We start from the raw sequence: 20,551 nt of genomic DNA on the forward strand, positions 1-20,551 counted from the left end.
ATCATTAACCGGTAACCTTGCGGCCAGGTCATTCCTCCTTACCTCGGGATTCCACAATGAGCAAAGTAAAACAACAGGACATCGACAGGCTGATTGAGCTGGTCGGCGGACGCGAAAACATCGCCACCGTGAGCCACTGCATTACCCGACTCCGCTTTGTACTGAACAACACGGCTATCGCCCGTCCAAAAGAGATCGAAACCCTGCCGATGGTGAAAGGCTGCTTTACCAACGCCGGGCAGTTCCAGGTCGTGATCGGCCCGGAAGTGGGCGACTACTATAAGGCGCTGATCGCCACCAGCGGCCACAACACGGCGGACAAAGAGCAGGCGAAGCTGGCCGCCCGCCAGAACATGAAGTGGCACGAGCAGCTTATCTCGCACTTCGCGGAGATTTTCTTCCCCTTACTGCCTGCGCTCATCAGCGGCGGTTTGATCCTCGGCTTCCGCAACGTGATCGGCGATCTGCCGATGAGCAACGGCCAGACGCTGGCGCAGATGCACCCGTCGCTGCAGAGCATCTACGACTTCCTGTGGCTGATTGGCGAAGCGATTTTCTTCTATCTGCCGGTAGGGATTTGCTGGTCCGCCGTGCGCAAAATGGGCGGGACGCCTATCCTTGGTATCGTGCTGGGCGTTACGCTCGTGTCGCCGCAGCTGATGAACGCCTACGATTTAGGGATCAAAATCCCGGAGGTCTGGAACTTCGGCTGGTTCACCATTGAGAAGGTGGGCTACCAGGCACAGGTTATTCCTGCCCTGCTGGCGGGCCTGGCGCTGGGCTTTATTGAGACGCGTCTTAAACGCATAGTCCCGGATTACCTCTATCTTGTAATAGTGCCCGTGTGTTCTTTGATTCTGGCCGTGTTCCTGGCCCACGCGTTTATCGGCCCGTTCGGCCGCTGGATTGGCGACGGTGTTGCCTTCGCCGTGCGCCACCTGATGACCGGCAGCTTTGCGCCAATAGGGGCCGCGCTGTTTGGCTTCCTGTATGCGCCGCTGGTGATTACCGGCGTGCACCAGACGACGCTGGCCATCGACATGCAGATGATTCAGAGCATGGGCGGTACGCCGGTCTGGCCGCTGATCGCGCTGTCTAACATTGCGCAGGCCTCGGCGGTGGTTGGGGTGATCATTTGCAGCCGCAAGCACAACGAACGTGAAATTTCGGTTCCGGCGGCGATATCCGCTTATCTGGGCGTCACCGAACCGGCAATGTACGGGATTAACCTGAAGTACCGTTTCCCGATGCTCTGCGCAATGGTTGGCTCAGGTATCGCGGGCCTGCTCTGCGGCCTGAACGGCGTGATGGCGAACGGCATTGGCGTCGGCGGCCTGCCGGGCATTCTGTCCATTCAGCCGCGCTACTGGGAGGTTTACTCCATCGCGATTCTGATTGCCGTGGTGATCCCGATTGTCCTGACGACGGCGGTGTACAAGCGCAAATACCGTCAGGGCACGCTGTTAGTGGTGTAGGTTTAATTTGATGTAACCGGGGCCAGCTGCTGGCCCCTTAGCTTTAGGAAAGCGCTATGAATACAACTCCTCCATGGTGGCAGCATGGTGTCATCTACCAGATCTACCCGAAGAGTTTTCAGGACACGACCGGCAACGGAACCGGTGATTTAATTGGCGTGATTAAGCGTCTCGACTACCTCAAGCTGCTGGGCGTGGACGCCATCTGGCTGACGCCGTTTTATGTCTCACCGCAGGTGGACAACGGCTATGACGTGGCGAACTACTGCGCCATCGACCATACCTACGGCACGCTGGATGATTTCGACCTGCTGGTGGCCGGTGCGCACGAGCGCGGCATCCGCGTCATTCTGGATATGGTGTTTAACCATACTTCCACGCAGCACGCCTGGTTCCACGAGTCGCTTAACAAGGACAGTCCATACCGCGAATTCTACATCTGGCGCGACGGCACGCCGGACGTGCTGCCGAACAACTGGCGCTCGAAATTTGGCGGTAACGCCTGGCGCTGGCATGCGGAAAGCGGCCAGTACTATCTGCATCTCTTCGCCCCGGAACAGGCGGATCTGAACTGGGAAAACCCGCAGGTTCGCGCCGAGCTGAAAAAGGTTTGCGAGTTCTGGGCGGACCGTGGCGTTGACGGCCTGCGCCTCGACGTCATCAACCTCGTCTCGAAAGACCAGGATTTCCCGGACGATATCGAAGGGGGCGACGGCCGCCGTTTTTATACCGACGGGCCGCGCATCCACGAGTATTTGCAGGAGCTTAGCCGCGATGTGTTTGTACCCCGCGAGCTGATGACGGTGGGCGAAATGTCCTCTACCACGCTCGATAACTGCCAGCAGTACGCTGCGCTGAACGCCGACGAGCTGTCGATGACGTTCAACTTCCACCACCTGAAAGTGGATTATCCCGGCGGGCAGAAATGGACGCTGGCGGAGCCGGACTTTGTGGCGCTGAAGGCCATTTTCAGCCACTGGCAGCAGGGCATGCACAACGTGGCGTGGAACGCGCTGTTCTGGTGTAACCACGACCAGCCGCGCATCGTTTCCCGCTTTGGGGATGAAGGGGAGCTGCGGGTTCCGGCGGCGAAGATGCTGGCCATGGTGCTGCACGGCATGCAGGGCACGCCGTATATCTATCAGGGCGAAGAGCTGGGGATGACCAACCCCCACTTCAGCCGCATCATTGATTACCGTGACGTTGAGAGCCATAACATGTACGCGGAGCTGCGCGCTCAGGGCCGCGACAGCGACAACCTGCTGGCAATCCTCGCCAGTAAATCCAGGGATAACAGCCGCACGCCAATGCAGTGGGACAGCGGTGAGAACGCGGGCTTCACTACCGGCACGCCGTGGATCAACCTGTGCGATAACTACGAAACGATCAACGCCAGCAAAGCGGTAGACGATCCGGACTCGGTGTTTTATGCCTACCAGCGGCTTATTAAGCTGCGCAAGGCTCAGCCGATCTTCACCTGGGGCAACTATCAGGATCTGCTGCCGGAACACCCTTATCTGTGGTGCTACCGCCGGGAATGGCAGGGCCAGACGCTGGTGGTCGCGGCAAACCTCAGCCGCCATAACCAGTGGTGGCAGCCGGATGCCTTTGAGGGCAGCTGGGAGGTGCTGATGAGCAACTATGCTGAGGCCTCAGGCAAGCCGGGGGAAATCAGCCTGCGGCCTTATGAGGCTGTTTACTGGCTGCAGAAGTAGAACTCAAGCGGCGGATGGCGCCTGCGCCTGTCCGCCCTGCTCTTTTCACATCCCACGCGAACCCGCGTTTTGTCGACTATTTACGCGAAAAATTCAGCGCTTAAATTTGTTTTCCGAACCGACGCCGCACCCTTCCTGCAACGCCCGCAATACTTTGTCCTGCATCAATAAAAGTTCAAACATCTTTGGTGCAAGCACTATATATAGACCTTAAAATGCACCCCGACCCCATATGTTGTATATATCGACTATTATCGCAACAGCACCCACAGGATAACTCTGGGCATTACCTGTGGATAACAGGGGCAGAATTTCGGAAGTCTTTGGCAAAACATATCTATATCAGGCAACGGTGTCTGCCGGCCCGGTGTGGATAACCAATTTTAAAAATGGAGAGATCATGACACCGCATGTGATGAAAAGAGACGGGTGCAAAGTACCTTTCACTTCAGAGCGCATTAAAGAAGCCATTCTTCGTGCAGCTAAAGCAGCGGGAGTCGATGACGCAGATTACTGCGCCACCGTCGCAGATATCGTTCGCGCGCAGATGGAAGGCCGTAGCCAGGTGGATATCGGCGAGATCCAGACCGCAGTAGAAAACCAGCTGATGGCGGGTAACTACAAGCAGCTGGCCCGTGCCTATATCGAGTATCGCCATGACCGCGATCTTGAACGTGAAAAACGTGGCCGGTTAAACCAGGAGATCCGTGGCCTGGTCGAACAAACCAACTCCGCCCTGCTCAACGAAAATGCGAATAAAGACAGCAAGGTGATCCCAACCCAGCGCGATCTGCTGGCGGGCATTGTGGCCAAGCATTATGCCAAGCAGCACCTGCTGCCGCGCGACGTGGTGCTGGCGCACGAGCGTGGTGACATCCACTATCACGATCTGGACTACTCTCCGTTCTTCCCGATGTTTAACTGCATGCTTATCGACCTGAAAGGCATGCTGACCCACGGCTTTAAGATGGGCAACGCGGAAATTGAACCGCCAAAGTCCATTTCTACCGCCACGGCGGTTACCGCGCAGATCATCGCCCAGGTTGCCAGCCACATCTACGGCGGCACCACGATTAACCGCATCGATGAAGTCCTTGCGCCGTTTGTGACCGAAAGCTTCAAAAAACATCGTAAAACGGCCGAAGAGTGGCAGATCCCGGACGCCGAAGGCTACGCCCTCTCCCGCACCGAGAAAGAGTGCTACGACGCCTTCCAGTCGCTGGAATATGAAGTGAACACCCTGCACACCGCCAACGGCCAGACGCCGTTCGTCACCTTCGGTTTTGGCCTGGGGACGAGCTGGGAATCCCGCCTGATCCAGACTTCTATTTTGCGTAACCGCATCGCAGGGCTGGGTAAAAATCGTAAGACAGCCGTCTTCCCTAAGCTGGTGTTTGCCATTAAAGACGGCCTGAACCATAAGGCTGGCGACGCGAACTACGACATTAAACAGCTGGCCCTGGAGTGCGCCAGCAAGCGCATGTATCCGGACATCCTGAATTACGATCAGGTAGTCAAAGTAACCGGCTCGTTCAAAACCCCGATGGGCTGCCGCAGCTTCCTGGGCGTGTACGAAGAAAACGGCGAGCAGATCCACGATGGCCGTAACAACATCGGCGTGATCAGCCTCAACCTGCCGCGCATCGCGCTGGAAGCCAAAGGCGACGAAGCCGCGTTCTGGAAATTGCTCGACAGCCGTCTGGAGCTGGCCCACAAAGCGCTGATGACCCGCATCGCCCGCCTGGAAGGGGTGAAGGCCCGCGTAGCACCAATCCTGTATATGGAAGGTGCCTGCGGTGTGCGTCTGAAAGCGGACGATAACGTGGCTGAAATATTCAAAAACGGTCGTGCCTCTATTTCCCTGGGCTATATCGGCATTCACGAAACCGTAAACGCGCTGTTTGGCAACCAGCACGTTTACGACAGCGAAGCTCTGCGCGAGAAAGCCGTGGCGATCGTTGCCCGTCTGCGTCAGGCAACGGATGCCTGGAAAGAAGAATCCGGCTACGGCTTCAGCCTCTACAGCACGCCAAGTGAAAACCTGTGCGACCGCTTCTGCCGTCTGGATACCGCCGAGTTTGGCGTAGTGCCGGGCGTCACCGATAAAGGCTATTACACCAACAGCTTCCACCTCGACGTTGAGAAGAAAGTTAACCCATACGACAAAATCGACTTTGAAGCACCGTATCCCCCCGTGGCTAACGGCGGTTTCATTTGTTACGGCGAATACCCGAACATCCAGCACAACCTGCAGGCGCTGGAAGACGTCTGGGATTACAGCTACAAACACGTTCCGTATTACGGCACCAACACGCCAATCGACGAGTGCTACGAGTGCGGCTTCACCGGCGAGTTCGAATGCACCAGCAAGGGCTTCACCTGCCCGAAATGCGGTAACCACGATGCGGCTCGCGTCTCCGTTACCCGTCGCGTTTGCGGCTACCTGGGCAGTCCGGACGCACGTCCGTTCAACGCCGGCAAGCAGGAAGAAGTTAAGCGCCGCGTGAAACACCTGGGCAACGGGCAGATCGGCTAAGTGAACATGCATCAGTACTACCCGGTGGATATCGTTAACGGGCCGGGTACCCGCTGCACGCTGTTCGTTTCCGGCTGCGTGCATGAATGCCCCGGCTGCTATAACAAAAGCACCTGGCGGGTCAATTCTGGCATGCCGTTCACCCGGGAGATGGAAGACCAGATCATAAGCGATCTGAACGATACCCGCGTGCGCCGCCAGGGCCTGTCGCTTTCGGGCGGCGACCCGCTGCATCCGCAAAACGTGCCGGATATTCTGAAGCTGGTCCAGCGCGTGCGGGCAGAATGCCCGGGCAAGGATATCTGGATGTGGACGGGCTATAAGCTGGATGAGCTGACGGAAAGCCAGCGGGAAGTCGTCGAGCTCATCAACGTGCTGGTCGACGGCAAGTTTGTACAGGATTTGAAAGACCCGGCGCTAATCTGGCGCGGCAGCAGTAACCAGGTCGTTCATCATTTACGCTAAGGCCGCAATTTCTTAAGGCGGGGTAAGCGCAGCGTCACCCGCCGGAATCATAAACGGTGGATGACGCTGCGCTTATCCACCCTACAACTACAGCAGCGCCAGCGTTCCTACTATCACCCCACTCAGCGCCACCAGCCCACCGGTAAGCCATAAGGCTTTTGCCGGAAACGCCTTATGCAGCATCACCAGCGACGGCAGGCTGACGGCTGGCAAGGTTATCAGCAGGGCCAGCGCCGGAGCGGTGCCCATGCCGGCCAGCATCATGGTCTGTATAATCGGAATTTCGGCGGCGGTCGGGATAACGAACAGGCAGCCCGCAATCGCCATCGCAATCACCCAGAACAGCGTATTGCCCACCGCACCATCCGCGTGCGGGAAGAGCCAGACTCGCGCTGCCCCCAGTACCAGAACCGCGATGATGTAAACGGGGATCGTGCTCCAGAACAGGCTCCACAGCGCTTTCATCCAGCGCTGGATAAAGTTTCCCTCCCGCAGTGGCGAAACCGTCGGCTGGGGGATCTCCACGGCCTGCGGCTTATCCTTAACCCAATACTGCACGATGGTCGCTACGCCCAGCACCGTGACGATACCCGCCGCCAGCCGAATCAGCGCGAAATGCCAGCCCAGCACAAATCCCATAAACACCAGCGTGGCGGGATTAAGCAGCGGGTTCCCCAGCCAGAACGCCAGCGCGCCGCCCATCGACACCGACTGACGGCGCATGCCAGCGGCAACGGGTGCCGCACAGCAGGTACACATCATGCCTGGCAATGAAAAAAGCGTGCCGAACAGCGTGCCGCTAAAACGCGGCTGGCCGAGCGTGCGCAGGAGCCAGTCCCGGGGGATTAAAACCTGAATCAGCGATCCTAAAAGCACGCCGAGCACCGCCGCCTTCCAGACCGCGAGGAAATAAACCATCGCATAATCCCAGGCCGCTTTCAGCGGGTTCGCCTCCGGCTGGGCGATAATCGATTTACCAATACTGTGCGTGTCGGCGGCGGTGAAGGCTTTGCCGTAGTACGGCTGCCATTTGACTATCCACAGCCCGACAATCACAACGAGGAAGAACAGCGCTGGTTTCCACCAGGCGAACGAAGGCTCGCTCACCCGGGGTGAAGTTTGAGTTTGCATAACGGTGTGCCCTGAGAGTATTAACGTGGTGATAATTATTTGCCGCTAATACTACGCCTGCCGCCCCGCTATTGGAAAGCCGCGCTTACCTGTCGCCAGCATGCCCGGCAATTTTCCTTAGCTCCCTGGAATCCAGAACCGCAGTACCCTCATGGGTGGGAGAAACGGCTTCCTGCAGCATCGCCCGCGCCACGTCTCTGGCCTGGATGGATTTCCATTTACCCGGCATGATTTTAAACAGCGGAGCAAACAGCGACTCGTTAAACCGCTGTGATTCGCGATGCCCAAGCAGCATGGACGGGCGCGCAATGGTCAGCCGCGGCCACTGCTGGGCAATCAGCGCCTCCTCCATCTTACCTTTCACCCGATTGTAGAAAAACGGTGAGCTGCTGTTCGCGCCTATCGAACTGACCACCAGCATGTGCGTCGCCCCCAGCCGCTGCCCCGTGATGGCGGTATCCACCACCAGCGTGTAGTCCGCCAGCACAAACGCCTCTTTGCTGCCCGCCTCGCGCATGGTCGTCCCCAGGCAGCAGAAAACGATATCCAGCGGTTCGGTAATCTGCACCAGCGCGTCGCTCAGCTGCGGGTCGTGGGGATTAGAGACTTTTGCCATTTCGGCGGCCAGCGGTCGGCGCGTTGCGGCGGTGATATGGGTGATGCGCGGATCGTCGTTCAGCAGGCGCAGCAGGTGCCCACCCACCAGGCCCGTGGCCCCGGTAATCAGTACTCGGCTCATGGAAGCTCCTTATTCAGATGATTCTAAGTCTAGCCCTTTCGCTTGCAAAGTCTGCCTCGTGGACCAGGCTTAATGACTGGAACCATAAATACGGAGGCACTATGAGCAAGAAGATTGCGGTCCTGATCACCGACGAATTTGAGGATTCAGAATTTACTTCACCCGCAGAGGAGTTCCGCAAGGCGGGCCATGAGGTTATCACCATTGAGAAGCAGGCCGGAAAAACGGTTACCGGCAAACAGGGTGAAGCGAAAGTTAAAATCGACAGGGCCATTGATGAAGTTCGCCCGGCAGATTTCGACGCGCTTTTACTTCCGGGCGGGCATTCCCCGGACAGCCTGCGGGGCGACGAGCGCTTCGTGACCTTTACCCGTGACTTCATGAACAGCGGCAAGCCGGTCTTTGCTATTTGCCACGGCCCGCAGCTGCTGATCAGCGCCGATGTGGTGCGCGGACGCAAACTCACCGCCGTGAAGCCTATCGTGATTGACGTGAAAAACGCAGGCGCGGACTTCTATGACAAAGAGGTCGTGGTCGATAAAGATCAGCTTGTCACCAGCCGTACGCCAGAGGATTTACCGGCGTTTAACCGCGAAGCGCTGCGCCTGTTAGGCCGCTAGTTTTCCCGCAGCCAGTGCAGTTTTTTACCAAAGCCGAGAGTGTTGTCCGTCATTTTCAGCTCGTCGAGCCGGATCTCCCAGACGGGAGCGGTCATCACTCTCGCGACCGGAAATTTTTTACAGTAGAGCGCCCGCACGGTCGCCCCTTCGCTTTCTTCCATCATCCTGATGCGGCCACGAAACTGAACGCCCCGAATCAGCGCGACGGTTTTGGGCTGCCCGTTGATGGTCCCCGCAACGTTTGTCCCTGCCCCAATCAGCCCGCCGTGGCGCGTTGAGGTTTCGCTGAGCAGATAGAAGGCCACGCGCTGCGCATCGTAGTAATAAAAGGCGTTAGCGCACCATAGCTCGTCGTTACCGCCGACGCAGTAGCTAAGCACGTGCTGTTTGTTCAGCCAGCGGCTGATGGCATCTAGTGTTTCCATGTCCATCCTGAACGATGTTACCCTGCAGTGAATTTCAATTATGCGCCCGACCTATGTCCACCTGGTATCTCTATTTAGTCCGCACCCTCGATAACCGCCTCTACACCGGGATAACTACCGATGTGGATCGTCGTTTCCTGCAGCATCAATCCGGAAAAGGCGCTAAGGCCCTGCGGGGAAAAGGCGAGCTGAAGCTGGCGTTTAGTCACCTGGTGGGCGACCGTTCTTCGGCGCTGCGTCTGGAATACCGCATCAAGCAGCTGACCAAAGCGCAAAAAGAGAGGCTGGTGAGCGGCGGCCTGGCTTTTGAAGACCTGCTGGCAGGTCTTCAAAAGCAGCCGACGGATTAGAATTCGCGGTTAAAGTGGTCGTGATACTCCACCAGACCGCTGACGCCGTTAAGCGCATCGTCTGCCAGCGGGCGGATCTGGAAATACGCTTCCGTTTCCGGCCAGGCACAGCGCAAGCCGTGCTGCGCGGCTGGTACAAAGCCCAGTCGCCCGTACAGCGCGGGTTCACCTAAGGCCACCACGGCGGCATAGCCAAACTCATTGAGCGAATCCAGCCCCTCATAGACCAGCTGCTTAGCCAGCCCCTGACCACGATAGGCTTCATCCACGGCAAGCGGCGCAAGCCCCACCCACTGCAGCTCTTCACCTTCTACGGCAACCGGGCTGAAGGCCACATAGCCCACCACCTGACCTTCATCGTCGGTGGCGACCAGCCCCAGCGTCAGCTGACCATCTTCCCGTAAATCTTTCACCAGATCCGCTTCACCGTTACCGTTGAACGTGCGGCGCAGCAGTGCGTCGATGCCTGGCGCATCAATGGGTATTTCTACACGAATTAGCATGGCTCACCTACCGAGTTACTGTCTGGAACGGGCTTGTGCTGCAGGCCCGCTTCGACGAAATCTGCCAGTTGCAGCAGCAGAACGCGTAAAGGTTTTGGCATCGCGTCCAGCTCAATGGCATCCATCAGGTTCTTGACGTACAGACCGAGTTCCGTATCGCCTTCAATGACCAGACGACGCTGGAAGAATAACGTATCCGGGTCCTGTTTGCGTGCGGCAATCAAAAGCAGATCGTTAGCCGTCGCGCTAAAGCTAACATCCGCCGGGGCCTCCTCGCGGACAACCAGCTTATTGTCCTGGACGGAGGTAAACCATTTTAGACCAAGATCGCGCACTTCAATGCTCAGCCAGCGCCCGTCCAGAAACTCAAGCTCGCCGTCCTCCAGCGCCTGACGAAACTGCCAGCCCAGCACCTGCTCCAGTACCTGACGCTTCAGGGCAAAAGGCGTCAGTTTGACCGGCGTACGTAATAAAGAGGGGCCGACCTGTACCAGACGAGAACGCAGTTTATCCAACACGAGCTTACTCCTTGAGAAAGATTTTTGGCTATTTTGCCACACCCGCCGTTCGCGATAGCGGGGCAAATCAATAAACCCATGGGTTTATCCGTACCACCAATGGATGTCATCAATACGTCATTAGCTGCCTTAAATCAAAATTTGTCGCCGACAGGTTAACTAGAATCCCAGTTCGTTAACAATTTTGCGGCCCTTGCAGGCGGCGCGGGTGCTTTTCAGGGTACCCGAAGAATCAGGATGAATTATGGAGTTGCTTTGCCCTGCCGGAAATCTCCCGGCGCTGAAAGCGGCCATTGATAATGGTGCCGACGCGGTTTACATCGGTCTGAAAGATGACACTAACGCCCGCCATTTCGCTGGTCTGAATTTCACGGAAAAGAAACTACAGGAAGCCGTGAGCTACGTGCATCAGCGCGGCCGCAAGCTGCACATTGCCATTAACACCTTCGCGCACCCGGACGGGTATGTTCGCTGGCAGCGTGCAGTGGATATGGCGGCAGAGCTGGGGGCCGACGCCCTGATTCTGGCGGACCTGGCCATGCTTGAGTATGCCGCAAATCGCTATCCGCATATTGAGCGCCACGTCTCGGTTCAGGCCTCAGCGACGAACGAAGAGGCCGTGCGCTTCTATCATCGTAATTTCGACGTGGCCCGCGTAGTGCTGCCGCGCGTGTTATCCATTCATCAGGTGAAGCAGCTCGCCCGCGTCACGCCGGTGCCGCTGGAGGTCTTCGCCTTCGGCAGCCTTTGCATCATGGCCGAAGGCCGCTGCTATCTCTCTTCCTATCTGACCGGCGAATCCCCGAACACAGTAGGCGCCTGCTCCCCGGCGCGCTTTGTTCGCTGGCAGCAGACGCCGCAGGGGCTGGAATCACGTCTGAACGACGTGTTGATCGATCGTTACGAAGACGGCGAAAACGCGGGTTACCCGACGCTCTGCAAAGGCCGTTACCTGGTGGACGATCAGAAATATCACGCGCTGGAAGAGCCGACGAGCCTCAACACCCTCGAACTTCTGCCGGAGCTGCTCGCCGCTAATATCGCCTCGGTGAAAATCGAAGGCCGCCAGCGCAGCCCGGCCTATGTCAGCCAGGTCGCCAAAGTGTGGCGTCAGGCCATCGACCGCTGCATGGCCGATCCTGAAAATTACCGCGCGCAGCAGGCCTGGATGGACACCCTGGGCTCAATGGCCGAAGGCACGCAAACCACGCTCGGCGCATATCACCGCAAATGGCAGTAGGAAATCAGATGAAATATTCATTAGGGCCGGTGCTGTACTACTGGCCGAAAGAGACGCTGGAAAGCTTTTATCAGGCCGCCGCCAAAAGCAGCGCCGACGTGATTTATCTCGGCGAGGCCGTTTGCAGCAAGCGTCGCGCAACCAAAGTGGGCGACTGGCTGGAGATGGCAAAAATGCTGGCGGGCCAGGGCAAGCAGGTGGTGCTCTCTACCCTCGCGCTGGTGCAGGCGCCGTCCGAGCTTAACGAGCTGAAGCGCTACGTGGATAACGGCGACTTTCTGATTGAAGCGAATGATATCGGCGCGGTGAACGTGGCAGCCGAACGCAAGCTGCCGTTTGTCGCCGGTCATGCCCTTAACTGCTATAACGCCGTCACGCTGCGCCTGCTGCTCAAACAGGGCATGACGCGCTGGTGTATGCCGGTAGAGCTGTCGCGGGACTGGCTGGAAAATCTGCTTAACCAGTGCGACGAGCTGGGGATCCGCAATCAGTTTGAAGTAGAGGTCCTGAGCTACGGCCATCTGCCGCTCGCTTATTCCGCCCGCTGCTTTACCGCCCGCTCGGAAGATCGCGCAAAAGACGAATGCGAAACCTGCTGCATTAAATATCCTACCGGGCGCAATATGCTGTCGCAGGAGAACGAGCAGGTCTTCGTGCTCAACGGTATCCAGACGATGAGCGGCTATGTCTATAACCTGGGCAACGAGCTGGCCTCCATGAAAGGGCTGGTGGATATGGTCCGCCTGTCGCCGATGGGGCTGGATACGCTGCGCGTGCTGGAAACCTATCGCGCCAACGAGAACGGCGATAATCCGCTGCAGCTGAAGTCCAACAGCGACTGCAACGGCTACTGGCGACGGGTGGCCGGGCTTGAGCTGGTCGACCGGGGTTAGGTAAAAGGCTCACTTTGTTACTTAACTGTTGGTGAATTTCGGCAATACTGAAGGGATTCTCAGCAAACGAAGTACCCAAACAAAGTGAGCCGTTATGTCTGAATCTACGCAAGTACCCTTCTCGCTGCTGGACCTGTCCCCGATCCCACAGGGATCGCAGGCGGCAGATGCGTTCCATCGTTCACTCGATCTCGCTCGCCTGGCCGAAAAGCGTGGCTACCACCGCTACTGGCTTGCCGAGCACCATAATATGACCGGCATCGCCAGCGCCGCGACATCGGTCCTGATTGGCTATCTTGCCGCGAACACAACGACGCTGCGCCTGGGTTCGGGCGGCGTGATGCTGCCGAACCACTCCCCGTTAGTTATTGCCGAACAGTTCGGCACGCTGGAAACCCTGTATCCAGGCCGAATTGATTTGGGGCTGGGACGCGCGCCGGGTAGCGATCAGCGCACGATGATGGCGCTACGTCGCCATATGAGCGGCGATATCGACAATTTCCCGCGCGATGTCAGCGAGCTGGTTTCGTGGTTTGATGCCAAAGATCCGAACCCGGCAGTACGCCCGGTTCCCGGCTACAACAGTAAAATACCCGTCTGGCTATTAGGCTCCAGCCTGTACAGCGCGCAGCTGGCGGCGCAGATGGGCCTGCCGTTCGCGTTTGCTTCACACTTTGCACCGGACATGCTTTTCCAGGCGCTACAGCTCTATCGCGCCCAGTTCAAACCGTCTGAGCGTCTCGAAAAACCGTACGCGATGGTGTGCATCAACATCGTCGCCGCGGACAGCAACCGCGATGCTGAATTCCTGTTTACCTCTATGCAGCAGGCGTTTGTGAAATTACGTCGCGGTGAGTCAGGGCAGCTTCCGGCCCCTGTCGAAAGTATGGAAAACGTCTGGAGTCCGGCGGAGCAGTATGGCGTACAGCAGGCGCTGGGCATGTCTCTGGTAGGCGATAAAGCGAAAGTACGTCACGGGCTGATTTCACTGCTGCGGGAAACCCAGGCGGATGAGATCATGGTCAACGGGCAGATTTTTGACAGCCAGGCGCGGCTGCATTCGTTCGATCTGGCGATGGACGTGCACGAGAGTTTGTAGTTCGTAGGACTCGTAGGGTGGATAAGCGCAAGCGCCATCCACCTTTTTTGTCGGGTGACGCTCCCATCTCTCCACCCTACAACTCATTGATACACAGGTAGTAAATTCAGGCTCGAAAGAATATGGATAATCGCGTTGCCCACCCCGAAGACCAGGATCAGCGCAATCATTTTATTCCCGCCCCAGACCCGATAAGTCGGGCTGCCGAACTTCTTGCGTGAGGCTTTTGCCAGCAGCGCAGGCACGATGGCCGCCCAGACTGTTGCCGCCAGGCCCGCGTAGCCAATCGCATAGATAAATCCATCCGGCCAAATCACCCCGCCCACAACGGGTGGAATAAAGGTGACCAGCGCGGTTTTCAGGCGGCCCACAGGGGTATCGTCAAACTTAAACAGGTCGGCCAGGTAATCAAACAGGCCCAGCGTTACGCCCAGGAACGAGCTGGCAACCGCGAAGTTGGAGAAGATAATCAGCAGCAGATCCAGCGCCCGGCTGTTGAGAACGCCGCTTAGCGCCCCGACCAGCACATCAATATTCCCGCCCTTTTCCGCAATGGCAATAAAATCACCGCGCGGGATGTTCCCCATGCTGCCGACAAGCCAGATGGAATACAGCACCAGCGCCATCACCGTGCCCCAGAGCAGGCAGCGTTTGATAGTCTGCGGATCTTTGCCGTAGTACTTCATCAGGCTCGGCACGTTGCCGTGGTAGCCAAAGGAGGCGAGGCAGAACGGCAGCGTCATAAACAGATAAGGTAGATAGCTCGGGTTCAGCGATTTGCTGTCCAGCAGCGTTGCCGGCTCCACGTGCCACATCAGGCCACCGAACGTCATAAAGAAGGTGAGAATCTTCGCCCCGAGGACAATCGTCGTCATCCTGCTGACCGCCCGCGTGCTGAGCCAGACGATAAACGCCACCACAAGGGCGAATATCAACCCTGCAAACCTGGCCGGGAAGTCGATGGACATCTCTTTTAGCGTGTGGTGGATCACCGAGCCGCTCGCCGAAATATAGGCGTAGGTCAGGATATAAAGTACAAACGCAATGGACAGACCGTTGATCAGGTTCCATCCCTTACCAAGCAGATCTTTAGTGACCGTATCAAAGCTCGACCCGACGCGATAATTAAGGTTGGCCTCAAGGATCATCAGGCCGGAGTGCAGCATGCAGAACCAGGTAAAGACCAGCGCGGCCAGCGACCAGAAAAACCAGGCTCCCGACATCACAACGGGAAGGGAAAACATGCCTGCGCCGATAATGGTGCCACCAATGATCATCACGCCGCCGAGGATGGAAGGCGTGGCTTTGGTGGTCGATAAGGTCGTCATACAAATTCCTGAAACATGAGAGCCGCCAGAGTGACGGCCCGAATGCGGTGTATTGTACCAGTACATGAGTACACTTTGGATAAAAAAAATCCCGGTATCGCTAACCGGGACTTTTTATGGCTGCCTGCACGCTAAATGCAGGCATAAACTTCGGCTAATTAAGCTTCAGTTGTACGACGACGAGCAGGTGCTGCGCCATCTTCACGACGTGGGCCACGACCGCCTTCACGACGTTCGCCGCTGAAGCTACGACCTGCGCCAGCGCCTGCCGGGCCGTCACGACGAGGACCGCGACCGCCTTCACGACGCTCACCGCTACCGAAACCACGGCCTGCAGGAGCACCGCCGCCACGGCGTTCGCCACCGCGGTCCGTACGTGGCTGCGCATCACCCATCAGCTGCATATTCATCGGCTTGTTCAGAATACGAGTGCGGGTAAAGTGCTGCAGGATCTCACCCGGCATGCCTTTCGGCAGCTCGATAGTTGAGTGAGTACCGAACAGCTTGATGTTACCGATGTAACGGCTGCTGATGTCGCCTTCGTTAGCGATAGCGCCAACGATGTGACGAACTTCAACACCGTCATCACGGCCAACTTCGATGCGGTACAGTTCCATATCGCCAACGTCACGACGTTCACGACGTGGAGCATCGCCATCACGCTGTGGACGATCGCCACGTGGAGCGCGGTCGCCACGGTCACCGCGTGGAGCACGGTCACTGCGTTCGAAACGTTCGTCACGCTCGCGGAATTCACGACGTGGACGCATTGGCGCATCTGGTGGCAGGATCAGTGGACGTTCGCCCTGAGCCATTTTCAGCAGTGCTGCTGCCAGCGTTTCGATATCCAGCGCTTCTTCAGCTTCCGCAGAAGGTTGAATTTTTGCCAGCAGACCACGGTACAGATCCAGATCGCTGCTTTCCAGCTGCTGCTGAACTTTAGCCGCGAACTTAGCCAGGCGACGCTCGCTCAGCAGATCACGGTTTGGCAGCTCAACTTCTGGAATGGTCAGCTTCATGGTGCGTTCGATGTTGCGCAGCAGACGACGCTCGCGGTTCTCAACGAACAGCAGCGCACGGCCAGCACGACCCGCACGACCGGTACGGCCGATACGGTGAACGTAAGATTCAGAGTCCATCGGGATGTCGTAGTTAACAACCAGGCTGATACGCTCAACGTCCAGGCCACGGGCCGCAACGTCGGTAGCAATCAGGATGTCCAGACGACCATCTTTCAGACGCTCCAGAGTCTGCTCACGCAGGGCCTGGTTCATGTCACCGTTCAGTGCAGCGCTGTTATAGCCGCTACGCTCCAGCGCTTCTGCCACTTCCAGAGTCGCGTTTTTGGTACGAACGAAAATAATCGCCGCATCAAAATCTTCTGACTCGAGGAAACGAACCAGCGCTTCGTTCTTACGCATACCGTGCACGGTCCAGTAGCTCTGGCTGATGTCCGGACGAGTCGTCACGCTTGACTGAATGCGAACTTCCTGTGGATCTTTCATGAAGCGACGGGTAATACGACGAATCGCTTCTGGCATAGTTGCAGAGAACAGAGCGGTCTGGTGACCTTCTGGGATCTGCGCCATGATGGTTTCAACGTCTTCGATGAAGCCCATACGCAGCATTTCATCAGCTTCGTCCAGTACCAGGCCTTTCAGGCTGGACAGGTTCAGCGTACCGCGTTTTAAGTGATCGAGCAGACGGCCCGGGGTACCCACAACAATTTGTGGGCCCTGACGCAGGGCGCGCAGCTGTACGTCATAACGCTGGCCACCGTAAAGGGCCACTACGTTTACGCCGTGCATATGTTTAGAGAAATCCGTCATGGCTTCAGCAACCTGAACCGCCAGTTCGCGGGTCGGTGCCAGCACCAGGATTTGCGGTGCTTTCAGCTCTGGATCAAGGTTGTGCAGCAGCGGTAAAGAGAACGCTGCGGTTTTGCCGCTGCCTGTCTGAGCCATGCCCAGCACATCGCGGCCAGCCAGCAGTTGTGGAATACACTCAGCCTGAATTGGAGAGGGCTTTTCGTAACCCAGATCGTTCAGCGCTTTGAGAATGGAGCCGTTAAGGCCCAGATCGGTAAAAGTAGTTTCGATAGTAGTAGTCTCGATGATATCAGTCATGTAGTACACGTGCCTCGTAGATGGCGGCCAGTCTACATAACTCATCGTGAAATTGACCTGCAATTTTCATTGAAAAGTGTGAACCGGCTCAAATTTGGTTGATTAACGAACAAAAACGCCCTCACCCGTGAAGGTGATGACTTTAATGGATAAAGTTTATGGGCTGATCGTTGTTCGTCAGCTATTGCTGGTCCGATTCTGCCAGGTCATCTTGCTCCTGGCCCAAGAGCGCTAATTCCAACAATGCATAACGATGCTCAACGTAGTTGTGTACGTTGTTAGCGACCGCTAACTTGAACAGTGCCGTGGCGCTGTCCTTTTCCCCCAGACTTAGGTAGAACTTACCTAAATAGAAGTTGGTTTCACTGAGATGCTCAGCGAGCGAGGTGTTATCCGTTGCGTCCGCCTTGAGGCGTTCCATTAACGTGCTTTCGTTAATGTTCCCCAGGTAGAACTCGACAATGTTCCATCCCCATTGCTCTCTGTCCGATTTATCGAGCCGCTGTTGTAGCGACTCCTTGGCCTGTTTTGCGTCGATATTGCTTTCAGCGATATAGAGCCACAGACTGCGGAAAGGATCATTGGGATCGTCTTGATAAAACGCCAGCAGATCATCTTGCGCTAAACGATAACGACCACCGTAGTAGAGGGCGATACCGCGATTTAAATGCGCGTAGTTGTAAGTTGGATCAAGCTCAAGTACAGAATCAAACGCTTCATAGGCAGCATCAAAATTGCCTGCCTGCGTTAAATATATGCCTAAGTAATTGAATACTTCAGGCATATCGGGGCGGATTGCCAGCGCTTGTGAAAAATCATTTCGCGCCAGAGCCCGCAAGCCGAGGCTATCATACAACACTCCGCGCTCATATAAAAGCTGTGCGCGTTCATCATCGGTTAAAGCCCGACTGGCAAGTATCTGTTCCATGCGTGCCAGAATGACTTCCTGCTGCAAAGTCGGCTGCAGTGGCACCGCCAGGACTTCACTTTTACGCCAGGCAGAGTTGCTGCATCCTGCCAGCGTAAGAGCTGTCGCAACGAAACACCAGCGCAAGAAAGGCTTCATTTCCTACTCCCGAAGACAACAATTGAATGAACATCCTGTCCGCCGGCTGCTAAAACGGAGCATCCTGCTCCGTAATAAACAGCTCCTCATGTCACCATGAGGAGCTAAAGGATCAAACCTTACTCAGCTTCTGGAGCAGCAGGAGCTGCGCCTTCTGCAGGGGACTGTTCTGTTGCTTCTTTGATGCTCAGACGTACGCGGCCCTGACGGTCAACTTCCAGTACCTTCACAGGCACTTCCTGACCCATCTGCAGATAGTCGGTCACTTTCTCAACGCGCTTGTCAGCGATCTGAGAGATGTGTACCAGACCTTCTTTGCCGCCGCCGATAGCAACGAACGCACCGAAGTCTACGATACGGGTAACTTTACCAGCGTAGATACGGCCCACTTCGATTTCTGCGGTGATCTCTTCGATACGACGAATCGCGTGTTTCGCTTTTTCGCCGTCGGTTGCTGCGATTTTCACAGTACCGTCATCTTCGATTTCAATGGTGGTGCCGGTTTCTTCGGTCAGCGCACGAATCACAGAACCACCCTTACCGATCACGTCTTTGATCTTGTCTGGGTTGATCTTGATGGTGTGAATACGCGGTGCAAACTGAGAGATATCGCCACGCGGTGCGTTGATAGCCTGTTCCATCACGCCCAGGATGTGCAGACGCGCACCTTTAGCCTGGCTCAGAGCAGCCTGCATGATTTCACGGGTGATGCCTTCGATTTTGATATCCATCTGCAGCGCAGAGATACCTTCACGGCTACCGGCAACTTTGAAGTCCATGTCGCCCAGGTGATCTTCGTCACCCAGAATGTCGGACAGAACCACGAAGTTCTCGCCTTCTTTCACGAGGCCCATCGCAATGCCCGCTACCGCGGCTTTGATTGGCACACCTGCGTCCATCAGGGCCAGGGAAGCACCACAAACGGAAGCCATGGAAGAAGAACCGTTAGATTCAGTGATTTCAGACACTACACGCACGGTGTACGGGAAGCGGTCAGCTTCAGGCATTACAGCCAGAACGCCACGCTTAGCCAGACGACCGTGACCGATCTCACGACGCTTCGGTGAACCGACCATGCCGGTTTCGCCTACGGAGTACGGAGGGAAGTTGTAGTGGAACAGGAAGTTGTCGGTACGTTCGCCCATCAACTCATCCAGGTTCTGCGCGTCACGCGCGGTGCCCAGGGTCGCAGTAACCAGCGCCTGAGTTTCACCACGGGTGAACAGTGCGGAACCGTGAGTACGTGGCAGAACGCCGGTACGCACATCCAGACCACGGATCATGTCTTTTTCGCGGCCATCGATACGCGGCTCGCCACGCAGAACGCGGCTACGAACAACGTTTTTCTCGATAGCGTGCAGCAGGTCGCTCAGCTCAGCGTCATCCAGAGATTCGTCTTCCGCCAGCAGCGCTGCGATAACTTCAGTTTTGATCACGCCAATCTGCGCGTAGCGCTCTTGCTTGTCGGTGATACGGTATGCGTCGCTCAGGCGAGCTTCAGCAAGGGCTGCAACGCGCGCGTTCAGCGCTTCGTTCACAGCTTCTGGCTGCCAGTCCCAACGTGGTTTGCCCGCTTCGGCAACCAGAGAGTTGATGTTCTGGATAACAACCTGCTGCTGTTCGTGACCGAACACAACTGCACCCAGCATCTGGTCTTCGCTCAGCAGTTCTGCTTCGGATTCAACCATCAGTACTGCGTTTTCGGTACCGGCAACAACCAGGTCCAGCTTGCTCGTTTTCAGCTCGTCTGCGGTTGGGTTCAGTACGTACTGGTCATTGATGTAGCCTACGCGAGCAGAACCAATCGGACCATTGAATGGGATACCAGACAGGCTCAGTGCCGCAGAGGCACCGATCATTGCAACGATGTCAGGATGAACCTGTGGGTTTACGGAAACCACGGTAGCGATAACCTGCACTTCGTTGACGAAGCCTTCCGGGAACAGCGGACGAACCGGGCGGTCAATCAGACGCGCAATCAGGGTTTCGCCTTCGCTTGGGCGGCCTTCACGACGGAAGAAGCTGCCTGGGATACGGCCAGCAGCGTAGGTACGCTCCTGATAGTTAACGGTCAGAGGGAAGAAGTCCTGGCCCGCCTTCGCTTTTTTCTGACCAACAACGGTCACGAATACTGCGGTGTCGTCCATGCTTACCATTACTGCTGCGGTAGCCTGGCGCGCCATCATGCCGGTCTCAATAGTGACCGTATGCTGACCATACTGGAATTTACGAACGATCGGATTTAGCAAAATAATATCCTTAAGATTCTTAGACTACCGGTGACTTCACGCGGTGTCGTTATGACCCGATCTTCATCACATC

The 20,551-nt window shown here is 56.7% G+C and carries 19 protein-coding genes; 9 read left to right on the forward strand and 10 right to left on the reverse strand.

Annotated features, from left to right (window positions below; all coding sequences use genetic code 11):
* Positions 1–56: 56 nt before the first annotated feature.
* The 4 genes from treB (at position 57) to nrdG (ending at position 6,191) form a co-directional block, all read left to right on the forward strand.
* Entirely contained in the window at positions 57–1,475 is a 1,419-nt protein-coding gene (treB, locus tag AAE045_RS02210; protein ID WP_455546291.1) for a PTS trehalose transporter subunit IIBC, read from the forward strand.
* Positions 1,476–1,531: 56 nt separating this feature from the next.
* Positions 1,532–3,190, forward strand: coding sequence for an alpha,alpha-phosphotrehalase (treC, locus tag AAE045_RS02215; RefSeq protein ID WP_455546292.1), 1,659 nt, complete (start codon positions 1,532–1,534; stop codon positions 3,188–3,190).
* Positions 3,191–3,590: 400 nt separating this feature from the next.
* A complete protein-coding gene (gene nrdD / locus AAE045_RS02220; RefSeq protein WP_455546293.1) occupies positions 3,591–5,726 on the forward strand; it encodes an anaerobic ribonucleoside-triphosphate reductase in 2,136 nt (711 codons plus the stop codon).
* A complete protein-coding gene (nrdG, locus tag AAE045_RS02225) occupies positions 5,727–6,191 on the forward strand; it encodes an anaerobic ribonucleoside-triphosphate reductase-activating protein (protein ID WP_455546294.1) in 465 nt (154 codons plus the stop codon).
* A gap of 87 nt (positions 6,192–6,278) precedes the next feature.
* On the opposite strand, the gene AAE045_RS02230 is transcribed toward nrdG, so the two are convergent.
* Complete coding sequence (locus tag AAE045_RS02230) at positions 6,279–7,322, reverse strand: permease (RefSeq protein WP_455546295.1); 1,044 nt, start codon at positions 7,320–7,322, stop codon at positions 6,279–6,281.
* A gap of 85 nt (positions 7,323–7,407) precedes the next feature.
* On the reverse strand, positions 7,408–8,061 hold the full coding sequence (locus tag AAE045_RS02235) for an NAD(P)H-binding protein (RefSeq protein WP_455546296.1): 654 nt from the start codon (positions 8,059–8,061) through the stop codon (positions 7,408–7,410).
* Positions 8,062–8,162: 101 nt separating this feature from the next.
* Between AAE045_RS02235 and AAE045_RS02240 the strand changes: the two genes are divergently transcribed.
* Positions 8,163–8,681, forward strand: a complete 519-nt coding sequence (locus AAE045_RS02240; RefSeq protein ID WP_271129950.1) for a type 1 glutamine amidotransferase domain-containing protein — start codon at positions 8,163–8,165, stop codon at positions 8,679–8,681.
* Here the strand turns inward: AAE045_RS02240 and AAE045_RS02245 are convergent.
* The gene (locus AAE045_RS02245) at positions 8,678–9,106 is read right to left on the reverse strand and encodes a YhbP family protein (RefSeq protein WP_455546297.1); all 429 of its coding nucleotides are present in this window, start codon (positions 9,104–9,106) and stop codon (positions 8,678–8,680) included. The two genes, AAE045_RS02240 and AAE045_RS02245, sit on opposite strands and share 4 nt — an antisense overlap.
* Positions 9,107–9,159: 53 nt before the next feature.
* Between AAE045_RS02245 and AAE045_RS02250 the strand changes: the two genes are divergently transcribed.
* Positions 9,160–9,456, forward strand: coding sequence for a GIY-YIG nuclease family protein (locus AAE045_RS02250; RefSeq protein ID WP_455546298.1), 297 nt, complete (start codon positions 9,160–9,162; stop codon positions 9,454–9,456).
* Here the strand turns inward: AAE045_RS02250 and AAE045_RS02255 are convergent.
* Positions 9,453–9,959, reverse strand: coding sequence for a GNAT family N-acetyltransferase (locus tag AAE045_RS02255; protein ID WP_455546299.1), 507 nt, complete (start codon positions 9,957–9,959; stop codon positions 9,453–9,455). The genes AAE045_RS02250 and AAE045_RS02255 overlap by 4 nt on opposite strands.
* Positions 9,953–10,477 carry a ubiquinone anaerobic biosynthesis accessory factor UbiT gene (gene ubiT / locus AAE045_RS02260; RefSeq protein WP_455546300.1) on the reverse strand — a complete coding sequence of 175 codons (525 nt, stop codon included), beginning with the start codon at positions 10,475–10,477 and terminating at the stop codon, positions 9,953–9,955. Before ubiT ends, AAE045_RS02255 begins: the two co-directional genes overlap by 7 nt.
* A 244-nt stretch (positions 10,478–10,721) precedes the next feature.
* On the opposite strand from ubiT, the gene ubiU reads away from it, so the two are divergent.
* The 3 genes from ubiU to AAE045_RS02275 all read left to right on the forward strand — a co-directional run bounded on the left by ubiU (position 10,722) and on the right by AAE045_RS02275 (position 13,709).
* Positions 10,722–11,717 carry a ubiquinone anaerobic biosynthesis protein UbiU gene (gene ubiU / locus AAE045_RS02265; protein ID WP_202304135.1) on the forward strand — a complete coding sequence of 332 codons (996 nt, stop codon included), beginning with the start codon at positions 10,722–10,724 and terminating at the stop codon, positions 11,715–11,717.
* A gap of 8 nt (positions 11,718–11,725) precedes the next feature.
* Positions 11,726–12,610, forward strand: coding sequence for a U32 family peptidase (locus AAE045_RS02270; protein WP_455546301.1), 885 nt, complete (start codon positions 11,726–11,728; stop codon positions 12,608–12,610).
* A 94-nt stretch (positions 12,611–12,704) separates the two neighbouring features.
* A complete protein-coding gene (locus tag AAE045_RS02275) occupies positions 12,705–13,709 on the forward strand; it encodes a luciferase-like monooxygenase (protein WP_202304133.1) in 1,005 nt (334 codons plus the stop codon).
* A gap of 83 nt (positions 13,710–13,792) precedes the next feature.
* Here AAE045_RS02275 and mtr read toward each other — a convergent pair whose 3' ends face one another.
* From mtr to pnp, 5 genes are all read right to left on the reverse strand, one after another.
* Complete coding sequence (gene mtr, locus AAE045_RS02280; protein WP_202304132.1) at positions 13,793–15,037, reverse strand: tryptophan permease; 1,245 nt, start codon at positions 15,035–15,037, stop codon at positions 13,793–13,795.
* A gap of 158 nt (positions 15,038–15,195) precedes the next feature.
* A complete protein-coding gene (locus AAE045_RS02285; protein ID WP_455546302.1) occupies positions 15,196–17,163 on the reverse strand; it encodes a DEAD/DEAH family ATP-dependent RNA helicase in 1,968 nt (655 codons plus the stop codon).
* Entirely contained in the window at positions 17,156–17,233 is a 78-nt protein-coding gene (yrbN, locus tag AAE045_RS02290; protein ID WP_110510645.1) for a protein YrbN, read from the reverse strand. Before yrbN ends, AAE045_RS02285 begins: the two co-directional genes overlap by 8 nt.
* A gap of 111 nt (positions 17,234–17,344) precedes the next feature.
* Positions 17,345–18,229, reverse strand: coding sequence for a lipoprotein NlpI (nlpI, locus tag AAE045_RS02295; protein ID WP_455425878.1), 885 nt, complete (start codon positions 18,227–18,229; stop codon positions 17,345–17,347).
* 119 nt (positions 18,230–18,348) lie between these two features.
* Positions 18,349–20,478: a polyribonucleotide nucleotidyltransferase gene (gene pnp, locus AAE045_RS02300; RefSeq protein ID WP_455425879.1), complete on the reverse strand. Its 2,130-nt coding sequence runs from the start codon at positions 20,476–20,478 to the stop codon at positions 18,349–18,351.
* Positions 20,479–20,551: the final 73 nt, after the last annotated feature.

The organism is Dryocola clanedunensis (assembly GCF_038405435.1).
GTDB lineage: Bacteria > Pseudomonadota > Gammaproteobacteria > Enterobacterales > Enterobacteriaceae > Dryocola > Dryocola clanedunensis_A.